This is a genomic window from Marisediminitalea alba (genome assembly GCF_002993365.1).
Lineage (GTDB): Bacteria > Pseudomonadota > Gammaproteobacteria > Enterobacterales > Alteromonadaceae > Alteromonas > Alteromonas alba.
Genome location: NZ_PVNP01000187.1, coordinates 15134 through 40784, shown reverse-complemented (window position 1 = coordinate 40784; position 25651 = coordinate 15134). Strand labels below are relative to the sequence as shown.

Genomic DNA, 25651 nt, shown 5'->3' with positions numbered 1-25651 from the left:
ACTTTGCGGGTACGACCGGTTGCTGGCATTCAGTCCGGGCAAGGGACACAGCAGTTTTGTTTGCGCTGTATCAATTACCTGTATGCAACTTTAGGCTCATCAGACTAGACAAGTGATTGTTCGCTTTTTACTCTGTAAGTCAATCAGCCTTTGGGAAAGCCATGATACTGGCTAAAGTAAGGAGTTTACCATGAAAATTACCGTCGATATCGATCTGTCACCGTCAGAAGCTCGCGAACTCTTAGGCTGGCCGGACATGACCAAAATCCATGAAGCCACCATTGCCATGTTTACCGAACAATTAAAAAACGGTAACCAGGAAACAATGATGACCCTTCTGAAACCCTACCTTGATGGCAGTCAACAGGCCTTTTCTTTCTACCAGAAAATGATGGAAGGCATTGCCACCAGCACCGCCTCAGGCAAAAAATAACAACTTCAAGGAGCACTTGTGGAGCAACAGGATAAGCAGGAAATTCTGGACACGCTGAACCAGTATGCTGAGCAGTTTAATAGCATGGTACAGAAAATTCTTACCCGTCAGGCTGATTCGAACGACGCTGCAAAGATGTTCGACCCGCAACACTTGCAACAGCTACTGACCACAAAACTGGCTGATAAGGTAGAAGTAGATACCTCTAAGCTGGTTGAAAACCAGATGGAGTTTATGCGCCAGCAAACCGAGCTTTGGCAGCAGGCAAGCAGGGCCATGTTCGGCGAGAAGGCTGAAGCAGTAGTTAGTGAGTCACGTGGTGACAAACGTTTCAGCCACACCGACTGGAATGAAAACCCGGTTTTTAATTATTTAAAGCAAGCCTACCTGATTAATTCCAAAATGCTGCAGGGTATGATGGACTCCATGACCTTTGCTGATCCTAAATCTGCTGAACAGGTAAAGTTTTATACTCGTCAGTATATTAACTCGGTAGCGCCAACCAATTACCTGTTCTCTAACCCGGATGTGTGTGAAGAAATCCTCAAGTCCAAAGGGCAAAGCATGCTCAAAGGCATTGAGAACTTCATGCGCGACCTGGAGCAGAGTCCGCTTGAAGCGTTTAAGATTACGCAAACCGATATGTCGGCCTTTGAGCTTGGTGAAAACCTCGCCACAACTGAAGGCAAGGTGGTGTACCAGAATGACCTCATGCAGCTCATTCATTACACACCGAAAAAAGCTAAAACCTACGCGCCACCGGTGTTGTTCGTGCCGCCGTTTATCAACAAATATTACATCCTCGATCTGGATGAAAAGAAATCCGCAGTAAAAGGACTGCTCGAAAACGGCTTTAGCGTGTTCATGATCTCCTGGGTCAACCCGGATAAATCCCTGGCCGACCATGACTTCGTGAGTTATATGAAGCACGGTCCGCTGGCCGCGCTGGATGTGGTATGCGAGATTACCAAACAGCCCAAAGTTAACATGACCGGCTTTTGTGTAGGCGGCACCCTGTCTGCCGTAACTGCAGCTTACCTGCGCGCCCAGGGCGATGAGCGAATTCAGTCACTTACTCTGCTAACCACCCTGACCGACTTCAGTGAGCCAGGTGAAATTGGTAACTATCTGACCGAAGAAAGTCTTAACGCCATGGAGCAGAATGCCGACATTAAAGGCGTATATGATGGCCGCATACTGGGGCTTAGTTTCAGCCTGTTGCGCGAAAACAACCTGTTCTGGTCTTACTTTATCAATAACTACCTGAAAGGCGAGGATCCCGCTGCCTTCGATATTCTGTTCTGGAACAGTGATGCCACCAATATCACCGCCGCCTGCTTTAAACAGTATGTGCGTACCATGTACTGGGAAAACAAACTGCGGGAACCTGGTGGAATGGTAATTGACGGCGTACCTATCGATCTGGGCAATATCGACGTACCCGTTTATTTCCTGGCTACCATTGCCGATCACATCGTGCTTTGGCAAGCCGCCTACAAAGGCACCCAACTGGTAGGTGGTGATACCCGCTTTGTGCTGGCTGGTTCCGGGCACTTAGCAGGGGTAATTAATCCACCTGCTAAAGGCAAGTACCCTCACTGGATCAACGAAGACCTGCCGGCAGATGCCGCCGCCTGGTTTGACGGCGCCACTCAGCATGAGGGTTCCTGGTGGCCGGACTGGTACAACTGGCTGCAGTCACACAATGATAAACAGGTTACTTCACCAAAACCGGGGAAACATAAGTCTTACCCTATTATTGAAGATGCACCAGGCAGTTACGTTAAACGACGTCTCGGCTAACTATAAACCGCCCGATATTTGCTCTGTCGGCCTGTTCTGCGCTACATTGCAGGATAGCTGACAGGGTTTGGGTGAACCTGCCGGCCCTACACCGGGGTTCTTTTTTGGTTTTTTCAGCACTCTGTACACCCGATTCAGGGGTGGTAATGCCTCTGCCGGGCAGTAACTGCCAGCCCGGATAAGTAGAAGTAATAGCTACTTACTCATGTTCAAATAAGATAAGCACAGGTTGCCATGGTTACTATCAAGAAATATCCAAATCGCAGGCTTTATGACACATCACGCAGTCAATATGTGAACATGGATTACATTAAGACACTGGTAAATGAGCGCACCGACTTTAACGTGGTCGACTCAAAATCCGGTGACGATGTAACCAAGACTATCCTGTTACAGATCATTAGTGAGTCCGAAACCAATGAACATCAGTCGCTGCTCACCAATAAACTCCTCAAGCAGCTTATTCGTTTTTACGACTCTGATATGCAGTTATTCCTCCGCGAGTACCTGGAACAAAGCCTGATTAGCTTTATGGAACAACAGGACAGTTTACAGGGAATGATGAAGAATATGGTCGATACCAGCCCGCTGGGTATGTTCAGTAAAATCATGGAACAGAATATCGACGCCTGGACCAAATCAGCAAAAGATCAGAAAAAATAGCCACTTGCTGCACCGCAGCATAAAAAGTTGTATAGTTATTCTATATTGTTATAGGCATTTTGCTGCATTGCAACAAAATACCCCTTGACCATTCCGCCCTCTGCTGTCTAATATATAACCAACGAATGCTGCGACGCAGCAAGTATAAACTTCGAACGGGAGTGTTATATGTTTGGCAAATTTTCAGAGCAACTTAAGAAGTCTTCCAAGCCAGTGAATTCATGGATGGCCGTGAATGCAAAAATGCTGGAAGATTTATCGCAAAACCAAACCGAGTTGTTTACCGGTTTATTGAGCGATAGCGTGAAATATCTCGAAACCGTGTCGGTACAAACCGAGGCGAAAGGTGTTTTTGCCGCAAATTCTGAATTTGCTGAAGCCATGCGCGACCGTTTGGCTGTTGCTTCTAAAGGCGCTTATTCAACATTAAGCCACTTACAGTCTGACATGAAAGACGTAGTGAAATCATCGATTGAAGATAGTGCTGAAGCCGCCAAAGAAGTCACGAAAGAGGTAACCAAGGCTGTTGAGAAACCAGCAGCTAAGGCCGCACCGGTAAAAGCGCCTGCGAAGAAAGCAGCGCCAAAACCGGCAGCCAAGGCAGCTCCTACTCCGGCCCCGACGCCAAAAGAGGAGCCAGCCCCGGCAAAGGAAGCTAAAGCAGCGGCGAAACCTGCTGAAGCTGAGGCAAAGCCTGCAGCTAAGCCGGCTGCAAAGAAAACCACGCGTACGCGTAGAACAACTTCGACAGCTAAAAAGCCAGCAACTAAAGCGGCCGAAACCAAATCAACCAATTAATTAACGACTCTTTAAGGAGAGACTAATGCTAGAGCAAATGACTGAAAAATTTCAAACTGCAATGAAGCCTGTAACTGAACTTGCGACTTTGAACATGAACACCATGCAGGAATTAGCTGAAAAGCAAAATTCTCTGTTCTCTACCCTGATGTCTGACGGTATGTCTTTTGTTGAGACTGCCAGCCAGCAAAAGGACCTGATGAGCCTTGCTGAAGCGCAAAAAGCGTATTTAGAAAGCATGCAGGAAAAAATGACTGAGTCTGCGAAAAGCAGCTACACGCTGATCACTGAAACCCAGCAAAAAGCGGGTGAAATGATGAAAGGCATGAGCGAAGAGTTCACTACTAAGTTTACTGCTAAGTAAGACTCCGCCAGGCTAAAAATGCCCGCAACACTTGCTCTGAAAATAGGACATAAGTGTTATTCGGGCCCAGAAAAAGGGCTGTTATACTTAATGGCCCTTTTTTGATATTTGTATTACATTTTTTTGACATTTGTGGAACCAAGGGCGTTTTTGTCGGTCCACATATCACTCAAAAAGTAGTACCTCCGGGAGTGAAACAATGAATTACCAAGCATACGACTACATGGCTCGCGGTGCGCAAATCATGCATGAAGGGTTTAGTCTGCTAAACGATATTGCCAGCCACCCGTCGAATCCATTTTCCCACACTATTCCAGGCCGTGTTAGCCGGGCGAGTCTTGAGACCGCCATGCGACTCACCCGCCGTTACGAGAAAGTTGGCTTTAATATTGACGAGATCACCATTGATGGCAAGTACCACGCCGTTAAGGAAGAAGTTGTAGTATCCAAACCGTTTTGCGATTTAATTCACTTTAATCGCGTAGGTGTGCACGACGATCACAAAGTATTGCTTGTTGCGCCGCTCTCCGGCCACTTTGCTACGTTACTCAAAGGCACGGTAGAAGCGCTGTTGCCAGACCATGAAGTGTATATTACCGACTGGGCTGATGCCCGCGAAGTGCCTCTGGACGAGGGCCCTTTCAGCTTTGACTGTTATGTTGAATACCTGATTAACTTTATGGAGTATCTTGGTCCGAATACCCATTTAATGGCTATTTGCCAGCCCACAGTTCAGGCATTGATTGCCACCGCGGTAATGGCCGAGCAGAAGAGCACGGCTACGCCTCATACGCTCACGTTGATGGCGGGCCCAATCGATACCAGTAAAAATCCTACCCGGGTTAATGAGTTTTCCAAGAAGCATCCCATGTCCTGGTTCCGTAATGTCGCCATTATGACTGTTCCGCATGGTTATCCGGGCGAAGGGCGTAAGGTGTATCCTGGCTTTATGCAGCTTGGCGGTTTTATTAGCATGAACCAACAGGCACACATGAGGAAGTACATCGATTTCTACCAGAACCTGTTTCTGGGTGAGGAAGAAGATGCCGACCGTTTCCGGGCATTCTACGACGAATACCTGGCAGTACTGGATATGCCGGCAGAGTTTTATCTGGAAACTATCGAGCGCGTATTTAAAAATAATGAAGTGGCTCGTGGCGCTATCACCTACAAAGGTCAACCGGTTAACTTCGAGTCTATAGAAAATACGCCGCTGTTAACCGTTGAAGGCGCTAACGACGACATTTGCGGTTTGGGGCAGACCGAAGCAGCTCAGCATTTATGTAAGAACATTCCCAAATCCAAACGTAAACACCACGTTCAGCAAGGTGCCGGTCACTACGGTATTTTTAGCGGTTCACAGTTCCGCAAACATATTCGTCCGTTGATCACCGATTTTATTCATAAATTTGCCTGACGTTATCTCGCCCATGCTGGCAACTTAGGTTAGCATGGGTGCTCTTAATTTCAGGGAGATTTCTATGCGCTTTGTTCCCCGCTGCACATCCGCTAAAGGTCAGTGTTTGTTCCCACGGTTAACCTCCTGTTTTATGCTGTCTGTGGCAGCGCTGAGTTTTCAGCCGACTGCTTATGCCCTGCAAAATATCGATGAGCAGCCCTCTGCTGAAGCCGATCCGGTTCAGGCCTTCAACGTCTGCAAGCAAAACCTGCAGCAATCAGCCTTAGAGGCGGGTATCACACCAGCCATAGCCGAACAGGTATTTGCCAATATCAAATATCAGCCCAGAGTCATTGAGCTTGACCGCAGCCAGCCGGAATTTGTGCAAACTTTTCCCGGTTACTTCAGTAAGCGGGTTAATGACTGGCGAATCAACAAGGGCCGTCACCTGGCCGGCGAGCATAAAGAGCTGCTGCAGGATTTGGTAAAGCAATACGGTATTCCCGCTCAGTACTTACTGGCGTTCTGGGGTCTGGAAACAAATTTCGGCGGCTATAAAGGGAAAATGCCGGTACTCGATTCTCTGGCAACCCTGGCCTGTGATCCGCGACGCAGCACATTTTTCACCCGTGAATTGCTCACTGCCGTAAAGTTGCTGGAAGAGCAGTCTTTAGAGCAGGAAAAAATGGTGGGTTCCTGGGCGGGTGCCATGGGTCACACCCAGTTTATGCCATCAGCCTATGCTAACTACGCCATCGATGGTGATGGTGACGGACAGATTAATCTCTGGGATAGCGAAGCAGATGCATTAACATCAGCGGCCAACTTTCTGTCTCAGCTGGGCTGGCAACCGGGGTTTCGCTGGGGCAGAGAAGTCAAACTGCCCGACGGTTTTGATTACTCATTACTGGGCTATTCTAAACGTCGCACCGTGACCGACTGGAACGAACTCGGGGTAACCCGTGCCAGCGGAGATACACTGGGTAGCAGCGATATGAATGCCTATTTAGTCATGCCCGCCGGTCATGAGGGTCCAACCTTTCTCGCTTACCCTAATTTCAGAGTGATCATGCGCTGGAACAATTCGGAGTTTTACGCCATTGCGGTGGGCCGACTGGCAGACAGAATTGCCGGCGACGGTGAACTGGTTGCATCCCTGCCTCCTTTGCCGAATTATCGTCGCGACGATATTAAAGCTATGCAGGAACAGCTTAATCAAAAAGGAATTGATGTTGGTGGCGCAGACGGTATTTTAGGACCGGCTACCCGCGAGGGGATCCGCGAATTTCAACGCCGTAGTGACATGATTGCCGATGGTTTTCCTTCGCTGGCCGTCATGCAGGCACTGGGAATAGAAGTTACTCCGACCTCTTAATTGTACTGAATAAAAAAAGCCGGACAGCGCTTTATAATCACAGCAAGTCCGGCTTTTTCGGTTTAGTACATGTGCTGACCGCCGTTAATAGACAGCGTTGAGCCTGTGATAAAGCTCGACTCATCTTTAATCAGGAACAACACACCGTCAGCGATATCTTCTGGCTTACCTAAACGGCCAACCGGGATTTTCGCAACAATTTTCTTCAGTACGTCTTCTGGTACTGCTCGTACCATATCAGTATCAATGTAGCCTGGAGCAATAGCATTTACGGTGATACCTTTAGCAGCACCTTCCTGAGCCAGCGCTTTAGTGAAACCGTGGATCCCGGATTTTGCCGCCGCGTAGTTCACCTGACCATACTGACCCGCCTGGCCATTGATTGAACCAATGTTTACGATACGGCCAAATGAACGCTCGCGCATCCCCTCGATAACCGCCCGGCATGTGTTAAAACACGAAGCCAGGTTAGTTTGGATAACCGCGTTCCACTGTTCAAACGTCATACGGTGCATGGTACCGTCGCGCGTGATACCGGCGTTATTGATCAGCACATCTACGGGGCCAAAATCCGACTCGATTTGTTCTATGGCAGCTTTGGTTTTCTCAAAGTCTGACACGTCGAATTTCATCGCCGCGATGCCTGTTCGCTCGGTAAATTCCTGTGCCGCCTGATCGTTTCCGCCATAGTTAGCCACTACGGTATAACCCGCATCCTTCAGTGTCGTACAGATTGCTTCACCAATACCGCGTGTTCCACCTGTAACGAGTGCTACTCTGCTCATGCTCTTTCCTTCTTGTTTGATATTGCTCAACGTACAACTGATTACTATATAATCATCTATAGCTTGAATATTCCACCGTGAAAATCAGACGTTGGTCTATAAACTATTCTCCAAGTCAATAGCCTATTCGGTCTATATGACATTTTAATAATAGTATTCAGTTACTTATTCTTCGTTGTTTTAACAGAAGGCATTGCAGTGGTCGGATCTTCAGGCCAGTAGTGTTTGGGATAACGGCCCTTCATATCTTTTCTCACCTCGGCATAACTACCCTGCCAGAAGCGCGGTAAATCATTAGTAGTCTGAATCGGTCGGCCGGCCGGTGATAACAACTCTACCGTAACCACTTGCCGACCCTGAGCAACGGTCACTGGTGCAGCACTGCCATACATTTCCTGCATTTTGACTGACAACACTACCCGCGATTCGCTTTCATAACGCAAGCGTCGTGTTGTGCCGCTGGGCACTTTAAGGCTCGCGGGCAATTGTTGCTCAACGACCTGACGCTGAGGCCAGCTCAATGTTTGCAGTAGTACCTCCGCCCAGTGCGCTTTTTTAAGCTGGCTAAGTGACGCGCATCGCCCTAATACGGCATGCACCACCTCCTGCCCGAGTAACCAGCTTGTCGACACCTCCGGCCAGGTCGCGTCGCCATCAAACCCGCTGGCCACAAGATTATGTGTTCGCGCCATATTAAGCCGGTTTAAAGTCTCTTCAAGCTCGTTAAAGAATGGCCAGTCTTTAATGCCCTTTTCGCCTAACCAGTTTTGCCAGCACTGAATTCTTTGCGCTTCGCCGAGCTTAGCCAGCGGTTTGCGGGATAGCAGGATTTGCTTGAAGTAACGCCGCTCTTCGGCCTTCATTGTGTCGCTTTGAGCGTCATAAAAGGCAACCTGCTGTGATGAAACAGAAGCCGAGAAATGCTCACTGATAAGCTGCTCTTCGATTGGCTGTGCTAAACGAATCAATAAATTAGCATCTTTGCGTTGGCCGGCTAATACCGCCAGCCAGGGATGTTCTGTCGCCGCCGGCTGAACCAGTTCTGCCCCGGTTCCCATAGCCAGCTTAAATTCCTGTATATTGCGCGCCCGGGCAATCCAGCCTGGCCTGGCCAGACCTATTGCCAGGCCAAGGTAGTGTTCCGGCACATTCAGCCTGGGGTCTATTTTGGCGTCGCTGCCTAGCAAACGAGCATACCTCGACGCCTGACGGCTTACCGATTGTCTGATCGGAGGAGGTAAGGAGCGAAGAACATCACTCACCAGCCAGTGTTCCGTTCGGGGCGCTTCTTCGGCCAGGGCAGTCACCACGCAACCAGCAGTCAGCAGTGTCTGATCATCCGTTAATTCAGCTTCCTCTTTTAGCTGTAGCAGCATACTGGCGAATTTCGCATCGACCGGTAGTTTAAGACTGTCCTTACCAAGTGGCGTAATCCGCCCGTTAGTATCCAGTAATCGGAGTTCCTGCAGCGTCTGAGTCGCGGCATTTAATTGCGCGTCACTCGGCTTGTCCAACAGCGGCAGGGCATCAAGAGAAGTGCCCCAGTCGGCACTGTGTAGCACCAGAGACGTTATGTCTTCAGTGCGTATGGCGGGTAGAGCGAACTCTGCCAGCCGGCTATGGGCTTCTTTACTCCATAGCCGGTAGCATGTGCCCTCCTGTACCCGGCCCGCACGACCTTTACGTTGCTCAGCTGATGCCTGTGAAATCATCTTTAATGAAAGCTCGGTCATGCCGGTTGTCGGATGAAACTGAGCGACCTGCTCCCGGCCACTATCAATGACCAGGCGGATACCTTCAATGGTTAAGCTGGTTTCTGCAATATTAGTAGCCAGTATGACTTTTCTTAAACCCTCTACATGAGGTCTAAGAGCTAATTGCTGTTGCTGAAGTGGCAAAGCACCATGAAGAGGTAGGACTGCTACTTCTTTGCTCTCTATGCCAGACAGAGCACCTAACACCTGATTAATGTGTTTTACGGTAGGTAAAAACACCAGTATGTCGCCGCATTCTTTAGTGAGCACATCGGTAATCAGGGCGCCAATGCGCGGGCTCAGCTGCGAAAGATGACACTCGCCCACATACACTTCTTCCACATCGAAGCGGCGCCCCTGACTGGATAATACCCTAGCTTCCGGCAACAGGTTACGCAGAGGAGTAACATCCAGCGTTGCCGACATCACTACCAGGCGCAGATCATCACGCAGGGTTTGTCGCACCTCAGTGGCCAGCGCCAGACTGAAGTCGCTGTGCAGGCTGCGCTCATGAAATTCATCAAACAACACAATATCCACGCCGGCCAGTTCGGGATCCTGCTGCAACCTACGGGTGAGGATCCCTTCGGTAATAATTTCCAGACGGGTGGCCGCACTGGTTTTCTGCTCGCCGCGAATACGATAGCCAACTGTCTCGCCTACTTCCTCGCCTAACTGCCGTGCCAGATAGCCCGCCAGTTGCTTCACCACCACACGGCGGGGTTGTAATAGCAGAATCCTGGCGGAGGTTGACCGCAACAAGGCCATGGGTACAGCGGTGGATTTACCGGCACCGGGCGGCGCGCTGAGCAACACATCAGTGGTATCCAGAGCGGTAAGTAAATCAGGTATTATGCTTTCTACGGGTAATAGTTTCGACATCAGAATTAATTCGGCAACGCGATAAAGAATAGGTGTTCTTTAATTTTTTTGCACTATAATTTAGTACATAGTGGCAGTATAGCCATGGCCGGTTAAGACATAAACCTGTCTTGTTCTGCGCCGGATAAACTGCCAACATAGCTAGCCTCAAAGCTTATCAGGCCCGGACGTAACATGCGTTATTTTATTGGATTGGATTTATCGCCGGCGAACAAACTGGCCTTGGACAGCTGGCGGGAGAAAAGCCTGCCGGAGCTTCCGCGCGTCAAAATGCCGCTGAAGACTAAAGCGCCCATACGCCAGCCGCGTCCGGTGCCGGCAGCTAACTTTCATATTACCCTGTGCTTTTTAGGGTCTGTTTCGCCACGCCAGTTAGAAGCGGTAACCGAGTGCCTCGCTGAGGTGACGTCGGAACCTTTTGAATTGTCGCTCGATACAACCGGTTTTTGGTCGGGGCCGAAGATTTTCTATGTTGGCCCCGAACAAGTTCCCGAACCGTTGTCAGAACTGGCCGCAAAGGCAACGGCCGCCGCCCGTCAGGCAGACATCGCCGTCGAGAAGCGGGACTATCAGCCTCATGTTACAATCATCCGCAACGTTAAAGCGGACTTTCCTCCACCACTTTTCCCGCCGTCAGTTGTCTGCCAGTTTAGTCAGTTCCATTTATTTGAATCTGTCTCTACTCAATCTGGTGTAACATACCCTATCCGCCAAAGCTGGCCGCTGCGTAACACTAACTCAGTGCGCGAAAAATTGCTGCGCGGGAATTTTTAACCTTTGCCTCTTTACAGCACTGTCGCTGCTCGGTAAAAAGACACATCACTTTAGAGAACACCAGTAACATGCACCAAACTTTCAGACTTATTATCGATTGCCCCGACCAGGTTGGCCTGGTTGCACGCGTATCTCAGTTTCTGGCTGACCATGATGCGTCAATCCTCGAAGCCAGCCATCATACCGACGTTCAGACCGGTCGGTTTTTTATGCGCCACGAAATCAGTACCGACTCATTAACGCTCTCTTATGATCGTTTTATTGAAGAATTTACCCCGTTGGCGAATGAGTTCCAGATGCAGTGGAAGGTAACTGATTCATCCAAGCGCCAGCGAGTAGCACTGCTCAGTAGTGTGGAATCTCATTGTCTGGTGGATATTTTGCATCGCTGGCATACCGGCGAGTTACATTGCGATATTCCCTGCATTATTGGTAACCACCCGCAAATGAAGCAGTTTGCTGACTGGTACAAAGTGCCTTTTCACTGGGTAGACTTTAAGACCCTGGGGAAAGAAAATGCATTTAAACAAATTGAAGTACTTTTGGATGAATATGCCATCGACCTCACGGTACTCGCCCGTTTTATGCAAATCCTGCCCGACAATCTTTGCTCAAAACTGGCCGGCAGAGCAATTAATATCCATCACAGCTTTCTGCCCTCCTTTGCCGGGGCCAAGCCCTACCAGCAAGCCTATGATCGCGGCGTAAAACTCATTGGTGCAACCTGCCACTACGTTACCCGAGACCTCGATGAAGGCCCGATTATTGAGCAAAGTGTTAAACGTATCAGCCACAGTGATACAGCTGCCGACATGGTACGTAAAGGTAAAGACTGCGAAGTTAATGCGCTGGCTACGGGTGTGCGTAACCACCTCGAAGACCGGGTCATTATTCATCACAACAAAACTGTGGTTTTTGCCTAGTTCTTTTGTCGCTGGCAGTGAATACAACGCCTGCCAGTTACACAACTGAGCGGCAAGGCATCACAAAATATAATTCAACAATAAAAATGACAGGAACTCTATGCTTACAATAAAAAAGACGCTCACTGCCACCGCCATAGTGCTCGCACTGGCAGGCTGTACTGACGCACCATCGGGCAACGAAAATACCGCCTCAGGTGCTGCCGAAACAACCAGCCAGACAGTTGAAAACACCTTGCTGCAACCTTTTAAAGGCCCCTATGGTGGCGTACCAGCCTTTGAAGATATGCAACTGGCCGATCTGATGCCAGCCATGGAAGCGGCTATGGCCGAACACCTGGCCGAAATTGATGCGATTGCCAATAACCCCGAAGCGCCGGATTTCGCCAATACGATTGTGGCTTACGAGAAGGCCGGCGACACCATTGGCCGGGTCTATACCTATTATGGTATCTGGAGCTCTAACGTATCCAGTCCGGAGTTCCGTGAACTGCAGCGGGAGTTATCACCCAAGCTGTCAGCCTACCGCTCCAAAATCAATCAGAACAGCAAGCTTTTCGAGCGCATTAAAGCGGTTTATGAAAGTGACGAACTAAACACGCTTACTGACGAAGAGCAACGTATTACGTGGCTCATCTATAACAGTTTTGCCCGCAATGGGGCTACCCTTGAGGGTGAAGCCAAAGCTCGTTACGCCGAAATCAACAAAGAGCTGGCAAGCCTGCATACCCGTTTTTCCAATAACGTTCTGGCAGACGAAGAAAATTACGTCACCTATATTACAGCCGAGCAACTCGACGGCTTACCGGAAAGTTTTGTTAAAGCAGCAGCCGCTGCTGCCGCAGACCGTGGTAAGGAAGGCATGTATGCCATTACCAATACGCGTTCATCAATGGATCCTTTCCTGACCTACTCAACGCAGCGGGATTTACGAGAAAAAGTATGGCGCACCTATTACGACCGCGGTGATAACGGCGACGAGTTTGATAACAACGACATCATCAAACAAATTCTTACCCTGCGCCATGAACGCGTTCAGCTGCTCGGTTACGATAACTACGCTCAGTGGCGTCTCGAAGACCGCATGGCGAAGAACCCTGAAAATGCCATGGCACTGATGATGAAAGTCTGGCCAGCGGCACTCGCCCGGGTTGAGGAAGAAGTGGCCGACATGCAGGCCATTGCCGATGCCCAAGGTGCGGACATCGAAATTAAACCCTGGGATTATCGTTTTTACGCCGAAAAAGTTCGTCTCGCGAAATACGACCTAGATTCCAATGAGGTGAAACAATACCTGCAACTGGATAAACTGCGCGAAGCCATGTTTTATGTGGCCGGACGCTTGTTCAACTTTGACTTTAAACCGGTTCCGGCGGGCACGGTACCGGTATTCCATCCTGATGTGAAAGTATGGGAAGTGGCCGATAAGGATTCCGGTGAACTGGTTGGTCTGTGGTATCTGGATCCGTTCGCTCGTCAGGGTAAACGCTCCGGCGCCTGGGCAACTACCTATCGCAGACACACTACCTTTGATGGTGACAAAAACGTTCTGTCGTCTAACAACTCGAACTTTGTGAAAGGACCGGAAGGTGAGCCAACGCTGATTTCCTGGGATGACGCTGAGACATACTTCCATGAGTTTGGCCATGCGCTGCACTTCCTGTCAGCAAACGTTAAATACCCCACTTCACACTCTGGCGTCAGAGATTACACTGAGTTCCAGTCGCAGTTACTGGAGCGCTGGCTGACCACTGATGAAGTCATTGATGAGTACCTGGTACATTATGAAACCGGCGAACCCATTCCGGACAGCCTGATTGCTAAAATCAAGAAGGCATCGACCTTTAACGAAGGGTTCAAGACTACCGAGTATATGGCATCAGCCATCATGGATCTGCTCTATCACACCACAGATCCTGCCGGTATCGAACCAGACAGTTTTGAGCGTGAACAACTCAAAGCACTGGGAATGCCTGAAGAAATCGTAATGCGTCACCGTACTCCTCACTTTGGCCATGTTTTCTCTGGTGAGGGTTATTCAGCGGGTTACTATGGCTATATGTGGGCAGAAGTATTAACCGCGGATGCAGCAGAAGCCTTTGAAGAAGCGCCGGGCGGCTTTTACGATGAAGAAGTGTCAGCCAAGCTGGTGAAGTACTTGTTCTCGGTACGCAATGCTATGGATCCGGCCGAGGCCTATCGCATGTTCCGTGGTCGCGATGCAAACGTTGAAGCGCTAATGCGTGACCGTGGCTTTCCGGTAACATCAGAGCAGGATAAGTAACCGAAACGGTTATAGAATAAAGGCCAGCCGCAAGGCTGGCCTTTTTGTTTCTGCCCCGGTTACTCGGGCAACTTCACCTTAATAAGCTTTGCAACACTGAGTGGTGAGCTTTCCTGGGTCAGCCAGATTGTATTATTTTCGCGAACACAGAGGCCTTCTACCTGCCCGTAGCCGTCAAGCTTATAGGTACTGATTAGGTCAAACTCAGCTGACAGGGTGGCAATAAACGGCTTGAACATACCCAGAGCATTACTGGTATACCCAACAATTACATAGCGGTTATTTTGTGCGTCAAAATCAGCGCCAGTCACCACTCCGGGGATCCCTGATAGCTCAGCTACCGGCGATAAAAGCGGGGTTACCTGGCCTTTGTCGAGCAAATACACTTTTACCACACGAGTTAGCCAGCTCTTGGAAAACAGTACCAGCTGGTCGCCCCGGGAGACCATCGCTTCTGCATCATAATCGTGCGCGTAGTACTCGTTTTTGGCGATATCGTAGTTTTCATAGTTGACCGGCAAAGGCGTGATATCGCCCGTATCGGCCCTGCTGACCTTTAACACTGCCAGATCACTGCGTTTACCGGCATTGTTACCAAAATCACCAATGTAGAAAAACTCGCTGTCTGCCGTTACCGACTCCCAGTCTGTATTCTTGCGCGGCAATTTCTCACTTTTTACAATCGTGCCGGAAGTATCCAGAGTAAATAAGTCGGGGCTGTTGCCCGAATCATTGATAGTGTAAATATGGTTGGCATCACAATATAAGCCCGAGGTTTCCACTAACTGTTCGTCTAAAACAATGTCTTCGAGCACTTCGATACCGCTGTCGTTGCCAGAATCCGTACTGCTGCAAGCGGCAGGGAGCAATAACAGGCTCATTGCAAGTGCCTTACCAGCACCTGCCATAAAAGAAGAATTTTTCATAACTCAATTAACGCGGTGAAACGTTCCATTTGTTGCCGCTAATAAGACTGGCGATTTGTACTCACCCGGCAAACAGCGATTTTGCCTGCCGGGTATATCAGCTTCCCTTATGAGGTTTAGCCGAGCTTTTTACGAGTCAGGAGCAACAGACCCAGAGAAAGCAATGCAATGCCGGCTGGCGCCGGAACCGGTTCACTGTCTGTACAAGCGGGGTGATCCGGGTTTTCCGCACAAAAGTCCACGGTTTCCTGTAATTTCACTTCGGCGAAATTAGTGACAAAATCATCGATTTCACTCTGCACTGCGGTATTAAGCTCGTTTAAATCGAAGCTGTTACCGCCATTATTCAGAGCTAAGTCAATCAGCTCGCCGAATTCGCCGCCCAATACCACATTAAACAACGCAGAATTGTCTTTTAGCACGCCATCCAGTGAGTCGGCATCGAAATAGTTGTCGCTGTTGCTGGCTTCGTCGGCAAACAAAATCAGGTTTTTCACCGCATCGTCGCGGTAACTGAGCCCTGGCTGTTCTGAAGGCAGCGCTTCCAGCGCGTAAGCCGTGGCATCATAAGCGGGTTCATCGGCGCCTACAGGTGTGATCCCCGCCATTGCACTGGCAAAACCTGCCGCATCAACGAAATCAGACAGGAGACGGATGCTGTCACCTGCAAAGCCGAAGCCTATTAGTGCAAACTGAGCGTCCAGCCCACCGTTTTGCAAAATACTGGCAAAGGTACCTATGCTGTCACGAAGGTTATTGTGGATAGTGCTCATTGAACCACTTTCATCCACCAGCATAACAATATCGGTTTTAATAAGGGCCGCATTAGCAGGGGCCGTAACAGTGAATAAACCAAACCCGAGCATAACGGCGGCTATCAGGGCTGACCACGTTTTTCTGTTCTGTCTTTTCATTTTTTACTACGGTAATACGTTGTTATAAAAAGAAAAAATGCAATAATCATTCCATTAAAAAAAGTAGCTCAAGATCATTGATTTATAAAAGTCGAAATCAACATGGTCATCATGTTTGTAAAGAACTTCGACATAATTATACCTGTATCATTTAGACCGTTTCCCAAGCGGAAAGTGAACACATGATACAATTCTGGTGTATAACATCTGGTAGGAATCTAATTGCTGTTGTTTTAGGTAACAGCCAAACAATAATAAGGACTCTTTGAGTGTCAGATCCAACTATTGCTCTGGTCGCCGTCGGCCTGCTTTCAATCAGTTGTCAGTATTTAGCTTACAAGATCCGTTTACCGGCCATTTTGCCTCTGTTAGTCGTGGGTATTCTGGTTGGTCCGGTTTTTAATGTATTAGATGCAGACGCTCTGTTCGGGGATTTACTCTTTCCGGTGGTGTCGCTATCGGTCGCCATTATTCTGTTTGAAGGTGCGCTGACTCTTAAATACAGTGATATTGCCGGGCACGGTAACATGGTCAGAAACCTCTGTAGCATCGGGGTTCTGGTCACCTGGATCATCGCCGCCACTGTGGCCCACTATGCGCTGGACATAAGCTGGCAGCTATCGTTCTTATTCGGAGCCATCGTCACCGTAACCGGGCCCACCGTTATTGTGCCTATGCTTCGAACCGTACGCCCCCAGACAAACCTTGGCAATATACTGCGCTGGGAAGGGATTATTATTGATCCCATCGGAGCATTACTGGCGGTGTTAGTTTACGAATATATCATTTCGTCGCAGAGCGCCGTGTCTCACACCCTGGTCGCTTTTGGTAAAACGATCGGTATCGGGCTCGGCCTGGGTATGGCAGTGGGCTACTTCCTGGGGATCACTCTGCGCCACAATCTGGTTCCCCACTACTTACGCAATACAGCGGTCCTAACCATCATCCTGGCAGCCTTTGCCGGTTCCAATTATTTTGCTCACGAGTCCGGGCTACTAACTGTTACCGTGATAGGCGTCATGATGGCGAACATGCGGGATGTGGACGTTGAGGACATCCTTGAGTTCAAGGAAACACTCAGTGTATTGCTTATTTCCGGGCTGTTTATATTACTCGCTACCCGTCTCGATTTAGGCGCCGTGGCTGATGTAGGGTGGGCAGCAGCGGTCGTTTTATTCTCGATCATTTTCATTGCCCGTCCGCTGGCAGTGTTTGTCTCATCCATCGGTACCGGACTTAACCTGCGCGAACTGGCTTTGCTGAGCTGGCTGGCTCCACGAGGTATCGTTGCCGCGGCTGTGTCAGCTTTGTTTTCACTTAAACTGGAACAACTCGGCTATGCCCAGGTAGAAATCATCGTGCCACTGGTTTTCCTGGTGATCATTGCCACCGTGGTGTTACAGGGCCTTACGGCTAAGCCCGTAGCGGCACTGCTTAAGGTGCGCGCTCCGGTACCCAATGGCTTTCTGCTGTTTGGTGCCAGCGAATTCAGTCGCATGCTGGCCAAAGAGCTGATTAAACATAAGGTGCCGGTACGGGTAGCCGATACCAACTGGGATGCTATCCGCGCGGCCAGAATGCAGGATATCCCGGTGTATTTTGGTAATCCTACGTCTGAGCATGCCGCCATCCATCTGGATTTAAACACCATAGGTACGGTACTGCTGTTATCGCCCTATAAACAGCTAAATCCTATGATTGGTTATCATTTTGAGTACACGTTGGGTAAGGATAAGGTCTGGGGCCTGACCAACAATGAACTCGCAACCCGGCCTAGCCATCAGGTTTCCAGGGATTATGCTAAAAAACTGTCGTTATTTGCTGAAGGCATTACCTACGGGTACCTGGCCAGTGCGGTTAGTCGTGGTGCGCAAATAAAAACCACGGCGCTTACACCTGAGTTCACTTTTAAGGACTATATGGAAAAGTACGGTGATGCTGCTACCCCACTGATGTACATCAACGAAAATAACCGCATGCATGTTTTGCTTAGTTCAGATGAAACCATTCCGCGCGCTGGCAGTAAGCTGGTCAGTTTGGTGGAAGCTGAGATGCTGGATTCAGAAAAAGTCGTGAAGCCGGCAAAAGACTAACAGAATAGCACCCTGTCTGTGGACAGGGTGCCTCTCCCTGGAAACAACGAGCAATTAGATGGTGCGTTAGGTGCAACCTTTTGAATTTTTGTTTTGCCTAATTACAGCGTCGCTTGGTTATAGCAATCAACAGGCCAACTTTAGTATAATTTATAAATAACTGAAATATTGGAACTTTATAAATATATCCAGCCAATTTCACCAAAAGTATGCCTTACAAAGCACCACAATAAAGCACAATATGCTTCATCGCACCAAATTGGTTAATCTGGTAGGCAAGAAGCTCCTTTTCGATGGTTAGCAAAGAAATAATAGGGCCGGTATACAATCTCGGGGGGCTGCCCGTTCGCCGATTTTTTGACAAAAATCATCATTAGTGGTGTTTCTTTGCACTTCCATCGAAGGGCTACTCTGTCATTTTTCTTTGAGCTTGAGGAATAGCGCTGGCATCAACCCTGTGACTGGGGCTCGCTCCCAGCCGGTGCATGCCGTCAGAGCCCCTGGCGACTAAGCAGTGCATACATGGCAAAGCTACCTAGCCAGTGCGTTCCTTCATAGTGGTTATCTACAATAGTCGGTAATGCCGCATTAACGTGCGCATCGCCAATAGCTTGCAGATGACCGTATTCCGCAGGAAACGCTTTGGCAACCCCATACAACGACCAGGCCCGGCTGAAATTGAGCCCGTCCAGATGAACCAGTTTTCCATCAGTGCGATCGCTCACACGGGCAGGCTCCAGAGTAAATGTCTGATTAATCAGTTCTGGTATAAAATCACCAGCCCAGCTTTTGAACTGCTCCCCGGGTAGTACCTTGCGCATTAGGTTTAACTCTTCAAAACAGGGCGACAGAAAATCGAATCCGTTAGGCTCCCAGGCAAGGGGACACTGCTTATCACTAAGGTACCAGTGCAAGGCACGCGCTCTGATGAGTTGTGCCAGCGCATCGTTATCTGTTGCCACGGCAAAGTCATACGCCATTGAAAGCCCGAATGCGGTGTTGGGGTGTTCACCGGTGCGAATAGGATAGATAAGTTTCGGTAAAAAGGTTTCATACTTACTAACCATCAGCTCAGTTAATGGCTTAAGGTTTTGCTCCAGCTTTCTGGCCAGCGGATCATGCCAGTTGTGCAGTTCGGCTGCCAGCGTTAGTAACCACGCCCAGCCGTAAGTGCGTTCGTAGTTTTTATTACCGGGCGTCGCAAAAAAAGCCACTTCTACTGCAATGTTCTCTGCCGTCAGATTGGTTTTCAGGATTGCTTTAATGGCTTCTCTTTCAGCAAGATCCGGAAAATTACGCAGCAGATTGACCATCATCCAATGACCATGCACGCTAGAGTGCCAGTCAAAACAACCATAAAAGGCCGGGTGCAGTGCTTTGGGTGATTTCAGATATTCGTCACCATCCAGCACCTGATTGAGTTTATTGGGATACTCCACCTGGGTACATTTGAGTGGTAGAGAAGCCAGACGATTAGCTTCTTCAAGAGTAAGTGCCGGAGTGCTTGCCTGACTATACGAAGACCAGATACTCAGCGCAATGGCGAGCAGAATCGTTAGCAGCCTGAAAATAACCATGATCTGATTTTCCTTTTTATTTGTGATGGTTATCAGGCATGGTCTGCAATTCATGCCGGTAAGTAAAGGAGTTTTGAAACCAGGCATACCATAAGCGGTTTATGGCGTTAAGAGAAAATGTAGTGACAAGATGTTTCAGAATAATGGGGCAGGCCGTCGCCTTGCCCCATATTCCTTTATTCAGTTAGCCATTATCCGAGGAGGGACCTGGCATGGTTCGGATGCCAGGATGGCCGACTGAATTAACTGCCCGATGCGGCATATATTGCGTGTTAAACCTGGTCACCGGTGACAGGCTGGGGAAGACACGCTTTCCTTGCATAATCAAAGCCCTGAAGAAAAATCACTACAGGACTTAGCCTATCAGTTGTTATATAACTCAACAACTTTCATTGTTTTATCCAGCGCACCACTATTTTGCTCCAGCACGGTGTAACCGGCAAGGCCTGCCAGCGCTGCGGCATCTGCATTTTTGCACCAGGAAAGGGTAAGTTCGGTCATGGCAGCGGCATCTTCAACAATAAACAGTGCACCGGACTCTGCTAATTTGGCGCAGATCACCGGGTTGTTGTAGGTATTTGGCCCCATCATAACCGGCAGTTTTCTGGCTGCTGGCTCAAGCGCATTATGACCGCCCCGGTCTGCAATGCTACCGCCGACAAAGGCAAAATCGGCCACGGCGTACACTGCATTAAGCTTACCCATTTCATTTACCAGTAACACGTCGCAATCATCGGATACACTGTTGGCTGACGCACTTTGGGTCATGGCTAAGCCGGATTTGTGGATCAGTCGGGCTACCGTTTCAAACCGCTCAGGATGGCGGGGGACCAGCACCAGCAGGAGTTGCGGGCAGTGCTTTTTGACTGCCTGGTAGGTTTGCAGCAATACCGTTTCCTCAGGATCATGGGTACTTCCTCCCACAAGAACTTTCCGGCTACTGTGCTCCAGTCCTAAAAAGCCGCTTACCGAGGCATCCAGGGCAGAGGCCTGGTCGAATTTAATATTATTGGTTAGCGTGAGCTTACTTTCCGGCATGCCTAAAAACCGATAATTCGCATAATCCCTGTCGCCCTGCGCGCATACATGCGCCAGCTTGTTAAGCATTGGCTCGAACAGGATGGGGAACTTCGCATAACGTCTTGCTGAACGGTCGGTCATTCTGGCATTGACCACCAGTACCGGAATGTCACGTTTCCAGCAGGCATGGATCAGGTTAGGCCAGAGCTCTACTTCAGTGATGAATACCACGCTGGGTTTAATCCGTCTCAACATGCCCGCCATGGCCATGTGTAAGTCATAGGGCAGGTAAAAGTGATGCACCTTATCACCAAAAATTGCGCGGACCCGGGCCGAACCGGTAGGCGTGGTAGTGGTAACAGTTATCTGTCGCTCTGGTTGCTCCTGCATAATGCGTTTAATCAGTACCGACGCCGCGACCACCTCACCCACTGACACACAATGAAACAGATAGCCATTCGCCTTTGGTGCATGAGCTACGTAGCCAAACCGCTCAAAGCGGCGGCGGTTATAGTCCTTCTGGCGGGTCATGCCGCGTTTGACGAGAGTGAAAAAAGCAAACGGAATGAGCAGTGCCAGAATAAAGGAATAAAACCAGCGAAAGGCGTCCTGATACCACTTAGGAGAATATGTTGCGCGTTGCTTGCTCATGTTGCCTTGTACACCGTTATGCTGGCCGTCATCAAAATGTCGTGAAGTTTTGTTTCACTGACACACAGGTTTTCACGTTTACTTTTTATTGCATGTCATCAAGTGCCACCAAACCCGCAGTACTCATCATCAGGTTAAGTGCGATGGGCGATATTGTAATGGCCTCAGGTCTGCCGTCCAGCTTAAAACAGCATTTTGACAACGATGTGACCATATCCTGGCTGGTTGAAAGCCCCTATGCCGCCCTTGTGGCAGGCCACCCGGACGTTGATAACGTTATTAACTGGCCCAAACAGGAATGGCAGGCACTGGCGAAATCACGGCGATATCTTGCCCTGTTCAAAGCACTACTACGGTTTCGTCGCACCTTAAGAGCTTTACAGTTCGATTTGGTTGTTGACGCTCAGGGATTACTTAAAAGTGCGCTTTTAGCCTGGTTTACCGGTGCGCGTAAACGGGTGGGGTTCAACAGTAAGGAACACAGCCAGTGGTTTTTGACTCAGTCTTTCGATAAGCCCCTGTCAGATGACATTAGCAGCGAGTACAAGTTTCTGGCCGGTAAGTTTAGTAACGCACCCTATCAACTTACCCTCCAGGTGAACGAACAGGATCGGATAACTGTACATGACCGGCTTAAAGAAGAGGGTGTTCACGGCAACTTTATCGTAATCGCCCCTTTTACAACCCGACCTCAAAAGCATTGGCTACTCCCCTACTGGCACCAGCTCATTGCTATGCTGGGGAAGGATGGATATCAGGTGATAATCCTTGGCGGGCCGGCCGACAAAAACAACGCAGAGCATCTTGCCAGCGCCAATTCACACTGCCTGAGCCTGGCTGGTTCGTTGAGCCTGACCCAGAGTGCTGCCGTGATTGAGCAATGCGCGGCGCTCATCGGCGTTGATACCGGCCTGACGCACATGGGCATGGTTTATCAACGGCCCACAGTAGCTATCTTTGGTTCAACCCGGCCGTATACCCAAACCCAGAACCCTCATGCCCGTATTTTGTATGCAGATTTAAGTTGTGCCCCCTGTAAGCGTCGCCCTGTCTGTGACGGCCACTTTGACTGTATGCAGGCAATAACCTCCGAGCAGGTGTTCAGCACGTTGCAAGGATTGCAATATCCATGCGTGTAATGCATCTGGAACTGGGCAGGCACCTGTATGGCGGTGCTAAACAGGTGGAGTACCTCATTAAAGCCATTACTGTACAAAGCAACGCGGTTGAACAACACCTGGTGTGTGCTGAAGGCAGTGACATTGCCGCTTTGCGTCTGAGTGACTGTGAAATACACGCCCTGCCCTATGCGGGTGAACCGGACATTAGTATTTTGTGGCGTCTGGCCGGGTTAGTCAGGGCATTACAACCTGACATTCTGCATGTACACAGTCGTCGTGGTGCCGATCTGTGGGGCGCAATAATCGCCAGATATACGGGTATACCAGCCATTTGTACGCGGCGAGTTGATAACCCGGAGTCTGCCATAAGCCGCCTGAAATATGCCGAGTATAAGGCCGTAATCAGTATCTCTGAAGGCGTACGGAAAGTGGTCTCACAGCGTTGCCCGGCATCGGTATTTCAGCAGGTTATCCATTCGTCGGTGGACTTGTCGGAATTTCACTATGCTGCAGACCCTGACTGGTTTCGCCGTGAGTTTGCCATACCAGAGGGTTACCGCGTATTAGCAAACTTCGCCCAGCTTATCGAGCGTAAAGGGCAGCACGACATCATTGCGGCAATGAAGCAGGTTGTTGCAAAGCAGCCGAACACCCTCTGCTTGCTGTTTGGCAAAGGAAGTCTGGCTGATGATTATCAGCTTCATATAGACCAGGCAGGAATAAGCGATAATGTCCGCTTGTGTGGCTTTACCGAACAGGTGTCCAGAATACTGCCCAATATTGATTTGCTGGTACATCCGGCACATGCCGAAGGCCTCGGCGTTATTTTGTTGCAAGCTGGTGCCTGTAAAGTGCCGGTGATCGCCAGCCCGTCCGGCGGCATTCCGGAAATTATTAAGCATGAGAAAACCGGCTGGCTGACACCGGCTGGCGATTCAGATAAGTTGGCCACTGCAATCTGCTCTGCCCTGGACAATGACGACTTGAGGCATGCCCTTAGTGAAGCTCTATTAAATCATGTAAGTACTCACTTTTCGACCGAAGCCATGGCAAAAGGCTATTTAAGTCTGTATCAACACATTAAGGGATAGGCCGGCTGGAGCATAAACTCAAACCCTTTTATACTGGCCGGGACCACTCAAATTAAAGGTTCCGTTGTAATGAAATCCTGCCGTTTACTGTTATCACCGCTGCTACTGACTCTGGTATTGCTTTTTGTTCCTCAGGTTTTTGCTGAAACACCGCCCTATGCTGCGGCAGAAAAGGAATTAATGGTGCCCGTTGAAGGCGGTAAGGTATATGTCAGGCTTAATGGCTTAGCTCATAAGGCAGCGATACCGGTTATCTTTATCCATGGCGGGCCGGGCGGTACACACAATGGCTTTGCAGGTATGACAGGCCTCGCAGATGACCGCATGGTAATCATGTACGACCAACTCGACAGCGGTAAGTCTGAGCAAACCAATAATCCGGACAACTGGCGCGTAGAAAGGTTTGTAGAATCTATTGAGACTATTCGTCAGCACCTGAATATCCCGCGCTGGCATGTAGTTGGTCACAGTTGGGGGTCGGCACTGGCGCTGGAATATACCGCAAAGTACCCCAGCAATGTGGTATCCACTGTGCTTGGCGGCACGTTTATCTCAACACCTCACTGGATCATGGATGCTAACTTACTGGTTAAGGCTGCTCCCGAGGCAGTACAACAAACACTGCGTGAATGCGAGTCATCTGAGCCGCCGGGCGAAGTCAAATGCAGTGCTGCTTACACCAAGCTTTATTCTGCTTACTATAGTCCCGGAACCGCATCCAGTGCTAAACAGGAGTATTACCAGAACGTCGGCGGCAATGGATTTAATCCGGTGATTTACAACGCCATGTGGGGGCCCAGTGAATTTTCTTCCACCGGGGTACTAAAGCATTACGACGCCACTCACTTACTCGGCCGTATCAACCCGGCGAAAACCCTGTTTATGATTGGCCAGTACGACTCAGCCCGCATCGATACGGTTCAGGATTACCTCGCCTTAACCCCGGGGGCTGAGCTTGCAGTAGTGCCAGGCGGTGCGCACGGTTTTTACAGTGACCGACCGTTAATTACCCAGGCAATATTAACCAGCTGGCTTAACCGGCACGATCCGGATTAGGCCGGAATGCCAATCCCCTGCTCCTTAGTGGGTGAATAACCAAATGCCTTTTTATAGTCACGGCTAAACTGAGAGATACTGGTATAACCCACTTCACTGGCGACCTGCGATACACCGCAGCTATTGCGGCTCAGTATGGCCTGCGCTTTGAGCAAGCGGCAACGTTTTAGGTACTGGATGGGCGATGTCTGTGTAATCTGTTTAAAACTGGCGTGGTACCCTGACACGCTCATACCTGCCTCCCGGGCCAGCGCGGTAACATTAAACTCGCCATCCAGGTTCGCCGAAATCTGCTTCAGAGAACGGGCGATCCGTGCATAATGCCCCCCATCGACAGCTAGCGCTCTGAGTGCGTGGCCATGGGGGCCTTTCAACGCCTCATAGGTAAGTTCTTTTAGCCGCGCTTGCCCTAATACAGCCGCAATAGCCGGGTCCGCGCCCGCTTCCAGCAGCCTGACAACTGCATAAGCCATATCGCTATGCATGGGGACTGATACCGTGGGCTCAAGACGATCAAAATCCTTACATGAGCCGGGCAGGCCCTGCACCAGTTCCCCAACAATTGCCGGATCGAAATCGATACGTACACCAATGGCGGGCGATTCTTTGCTCCCGATAGTTTCGCAGTAAAAGGGGATTGGCAGCGTTTGCAAAAGATACTGACCGGGTCCGTAATGAAACTCCCGGCTACCTACCCGACCAATTTTATGACCCTGCAGCACAACGGCTATTCCAGGCTTATAAATAAACGGACGAGCAGGTCGGTGGTGACAACTGTGAAATACCGTGAGGCCGGGTATGGCAGTTGTGATAACTCCTTCCCCGGGTAATAACTGGTTAACCTTATCAAGTAATGCCAGATGGTAAGGGTGACTAACACCGGTGGTTGTTAACGGTATCTCTTTGCTGATAGTCATAGTAATTTCCGCCTCGATGGTAAAGAGAATTATGCAACCAAAGCGGCA

21 protein-coding genes are annotated in these 25651 nt (G+C 49.6%); 14 read left to right on the top strand and 7 right to left on the bottom strand.

The genetic code is table 11. The annotated features are described in order from the left end of the window. Window positions 1-190: 190 nt before the first annotated feature. From C6Y40_RS16770 to C6Y40_RS16740, 7 genes are all read left to right on the top strand, one after another. The gene (locus C6Y40_RS16770) at window positions 191-433 is read left to right on the top strand and encodes a DUF6489 family protein (protein ID WP_105935560.1); all 243 of its coding nucleotides are present in this window, start codon (window positions 191-193) and stop codon (window positions 431-433) included. Window positions 434-451: 18 nt separating this feature from the next. Then, complete coding sequence (locus C6Y40_RS16765) at window positions 452-2236, top strand: PHA/PHB synthase family protein (protein ID WP_105935559.1); 1785 nt, start codon at window positions 452-454, stop codon at window positions 2234-2236. A 234-nt stretch (window positions 2237-2470) separates the two neighbouring features. Continuing rightward, window positions 2471-2899, top strand: coding sequence for a polyhydroxyalkanoate synthesis repressor PhaR (gene phaR, locus C6Y40_RS16760; protein WP_105935558.1), 429 nt, complete (start codon window positions 2471-2473; stop codon window positions 2897-2899). A gap of 168 nt (window positions 2900-3067) precedes the next feature. Continuing rightward, window positions 3068-3697, top strand: coding sequence for a phasin family protein (locus C6Y40_RS16755; protein ID WP_105935557.1), 630 nt, complete (start codon window positions 3068-3070; stop codon window positions 3695-3697). Between the two features lie 25 nt (window positions 3698-3722). Beyond that, a complete protein-coding gene (locus tag C6Y40_RS16750; protein ID WP_105935556.1) occupies window positions 3723-4061 on the top strand; it encodes a phasin family protein in 339 nt (112 codons plus the stop codon). 199 nt (window positions 4062-4260) lie between these two features. Then, window positions 4261-5478: a polyhydroxyalkanoate depolymerase gene (locus tag C6Y40_RS16745; RefSeq protein WP_105935555.1), complete on the top strand. Its 1218-nt coding sequence runs from the start codon at window positions 4261-4263 to the stop codon at window positions 5476-5478. A 64-nt stretch (window positions 5479-5542) separates the two neighbouring features. Next, window positions 5543-6835 carry a lytic murein transglycosylase gene (locus tag C6Y40_RS16740; RefSeq protein WP_240621993.1) on the top strand — a complete coding sequence of 431 codons (1293 nt, stop codon included), beginning with the start codon at window positions 5543-5545 and terminating at the stop codon, window positions 6833-6835. Window positions 6836-6897: 62 nt separating this feature from the next. Here C6Y40_RS16740 and phbB read toward each other — a convergent pair whose 3' ends face one another. Both phbB and hrpB read right to left on the bottom strand, forming a co-directional pair. Continuing rightward, on the bottom strand, window positions 6898-7620 hold the full coding sequence (gene phbB, locus C6Y40_RS16735; RefSeq protein ID WP_105935554.1) for an acetoacetyl-CoA reductase: 723 nt from the start codon (window positions 7618-7620) through the stop codon (window positions 6898-6900). Window positions 7621-7781: 161 nt separating this feature from the next. Then, window positions 7782-10256: an ATP-dependent helicase HrpB gene (gene hrpB / locus C6Y40_RS16730; RefSeq protein WP_105935553.1), complete on the bottom strand. Its 2475-nt coding sequence runs from the start codon at window positions 10254-10256 to the stop codon at window positions 7782-7784. 174 nt (window positions 10257-10430) lie between these two features. On the opposite strand from hrpB, the gene thpR reads away from it, so the two are divergent. The 3 genes from thpR to C6Y40_RS16715 all read left to right on the top strand — a co-directional run bounded on the left by thpR (window position 10431) and on the right by C6Y40_RS16715 (window position 14237). Beyond that, window positions 10431-11030, top strand: coding sequence for an RNA 2',3'-cyclic phosphodiesterase (thpR, locus tag C6Y40_RS16725; RefSeq protein WP_105935552.1), 600 nt, complete (start codon window positions 10431-10433; stop codon window positions 11028-11030). Window positions 11031-11098: 68 nt separating this feature from the next. After that, entirely contained in the window at window positions 11099-11953 is an 855-nt protein-coding gene (gene purU / locus C6Y40_RS16720; protein WP_105935551.1) for a formyltetrahydrofolate deformylase, read from the top strand. Between the two features lie 100 nt (window positions 11954-12053). Next, the gene (locus tag C6Y40_RS16715; RefSeq protein WP_105935550.1) at window positions 12054-14237 is read left to right on the top strand and encodes a M3 family metallopeptidase; all 2184 of its coding nucleotides are present in this window, start codon (window positions 12054-12056) and stop codon (window positions 14235-14237) included. A 59-nt stretch (window positions 14238-14296) separates the two neighbouring features. On the opposite strand, the gene C6Y40_RS16710 is transcribed toward C6Y40_RS16715, so the two are convergent. Together C6Y40_RS16710 and C6Y40_RS16705 are read right to left on the bottom strand one after the other, a co-directional pair. Then, complete coding sequence (locus C6Y40_RS16710) at window positions 14297-15163, bottom strand: hypothetical protein (protein ID WP_105935549.1); 867 nt, start codon at window positions 15161-15163, stop codon at window positions 14297-14299. A 116-nt stretch (window positions 15164-15279) separates the two neighbouring features. Next, complete coding sequence (locus tag C6Y40_RS16705; RefSeq protein WP_105935548.1) at window positions 15280-16077, bottom strand: vWA domain-containing protein; 798 nt, start codon at window positions 16075-16077, stop codon at window positions 15280-15282. 269 nt (window positions 16078-16346) lie between these two features. Here C6Y40_RS16705 and C6Y40_RS16700 point away from each other — a divergent pair, with 269 nt between their 5' ends. Further along, entirely contained in the window at window positions 16347-18170 is a 1824-nt protein-coding gene (locus tag C6Y40_RS16700; protein ID WP_105935547.1) for a cation:proton antiporter, read from the top strand. 491 nt (window positions 18171-18661) lie between these two features. On the opposite strand, the gene C6Y40_RS16695 is transcribed toward C6Y40_RS16700, so the two are convergent. Both C6Y40_RS16695 and C6Y40_RS16690 read right to left on the bottom strand, forming a co-directional pair. Then, window positions 18662-19747, bottom strand: coding sequence for a DUF2891 domain-containing protein (locus tag C6Y40_RS16695; RefSeq protein ID WP_105935546.1), 1086 nt, complete (start codon window positions 19745-19747; stop codon window positions 18662-18664). A gap of 363 nt (window positions 19748-20110) precedes the next feature. Continuing rightward, on the bottom strand, window positions 20111-21418 hold the full coding sequence (locus C6Y40_RS16690; RefSeq protein ID WP_105935545.1) for a 3-deoxy-D-manno-octulosonic acid transferase: 1308 nt from the start codon (window positions 21416-21418) through the stop codon (window positions 20111-20113). Window positions 21419-21561: 143 nt separating this feature from the next. Here C6Y40_RS16690 and C6Y40_RS16685 point away from each other — a divergent pair, with 143 nt between their 5' ends. From C6Y40_RS16685 to C6Y40_RS16675, 3 genes are all read left to right on the top strand, one after another. Beyond that, window positions 21562-22557 carry a glycosyltransferase family 9 protein gene (locus C6Y40_RS16685; protein ID WP_240621992.1) on the top strand — a complete coding sequence of 332 codons (996 nt, stop codon included), beginning with the start codon at window positions 21562-21564 and terminating at the stop codon, window positions 22555-22557. Further along, on the top strand, window positions 22548-23630 hold the full coding sequence (locus tag C6Y40_RS16680) for a glycosyltransferase family 4 protein (protein WP_240621991.1): 1083 nt from the start codon (window positions 22548-22550) through the stop codon (window positions 23628-23630). Before C6Y40_RS16685 ends, C6Y40_RS16680 begins: the two co-directional genes overlap by 10 nt. 69 nt (window positions 23631-23699) lie before the next feature. Further along, window positions 23700-24686, top strand: coding sequence for a proline iminopeptidase-family hydrolase (locus C6Y40_RS16675; protein WP_105935542.1), 987 nt, complete (start codon window positions 23700-23702; stop codon window positions 24684-24686). Here C6Y40_RS16675 and C6Y40_RS16670 read toward each other — a convergent pair. Beyond that, window positions 24683-25603 carry an AraC family transcriptional regulator gene (locus C6Y40_RS16670; RefSeq protein ID WP_105935541.1) on the bottom strand — a complete coding sequence of 307 codons (921 nt, stop codon included), beginning with the start codon at window positions 25601-25603 and terminating at the stop codon, window positions 24683-24685. The genes C6Y40_RS16675 and C6Y40_RS16670 overlap by 4 nt on opposite strands. Window positions 25604-25651 lie beyond the last annotated feature (48 nt).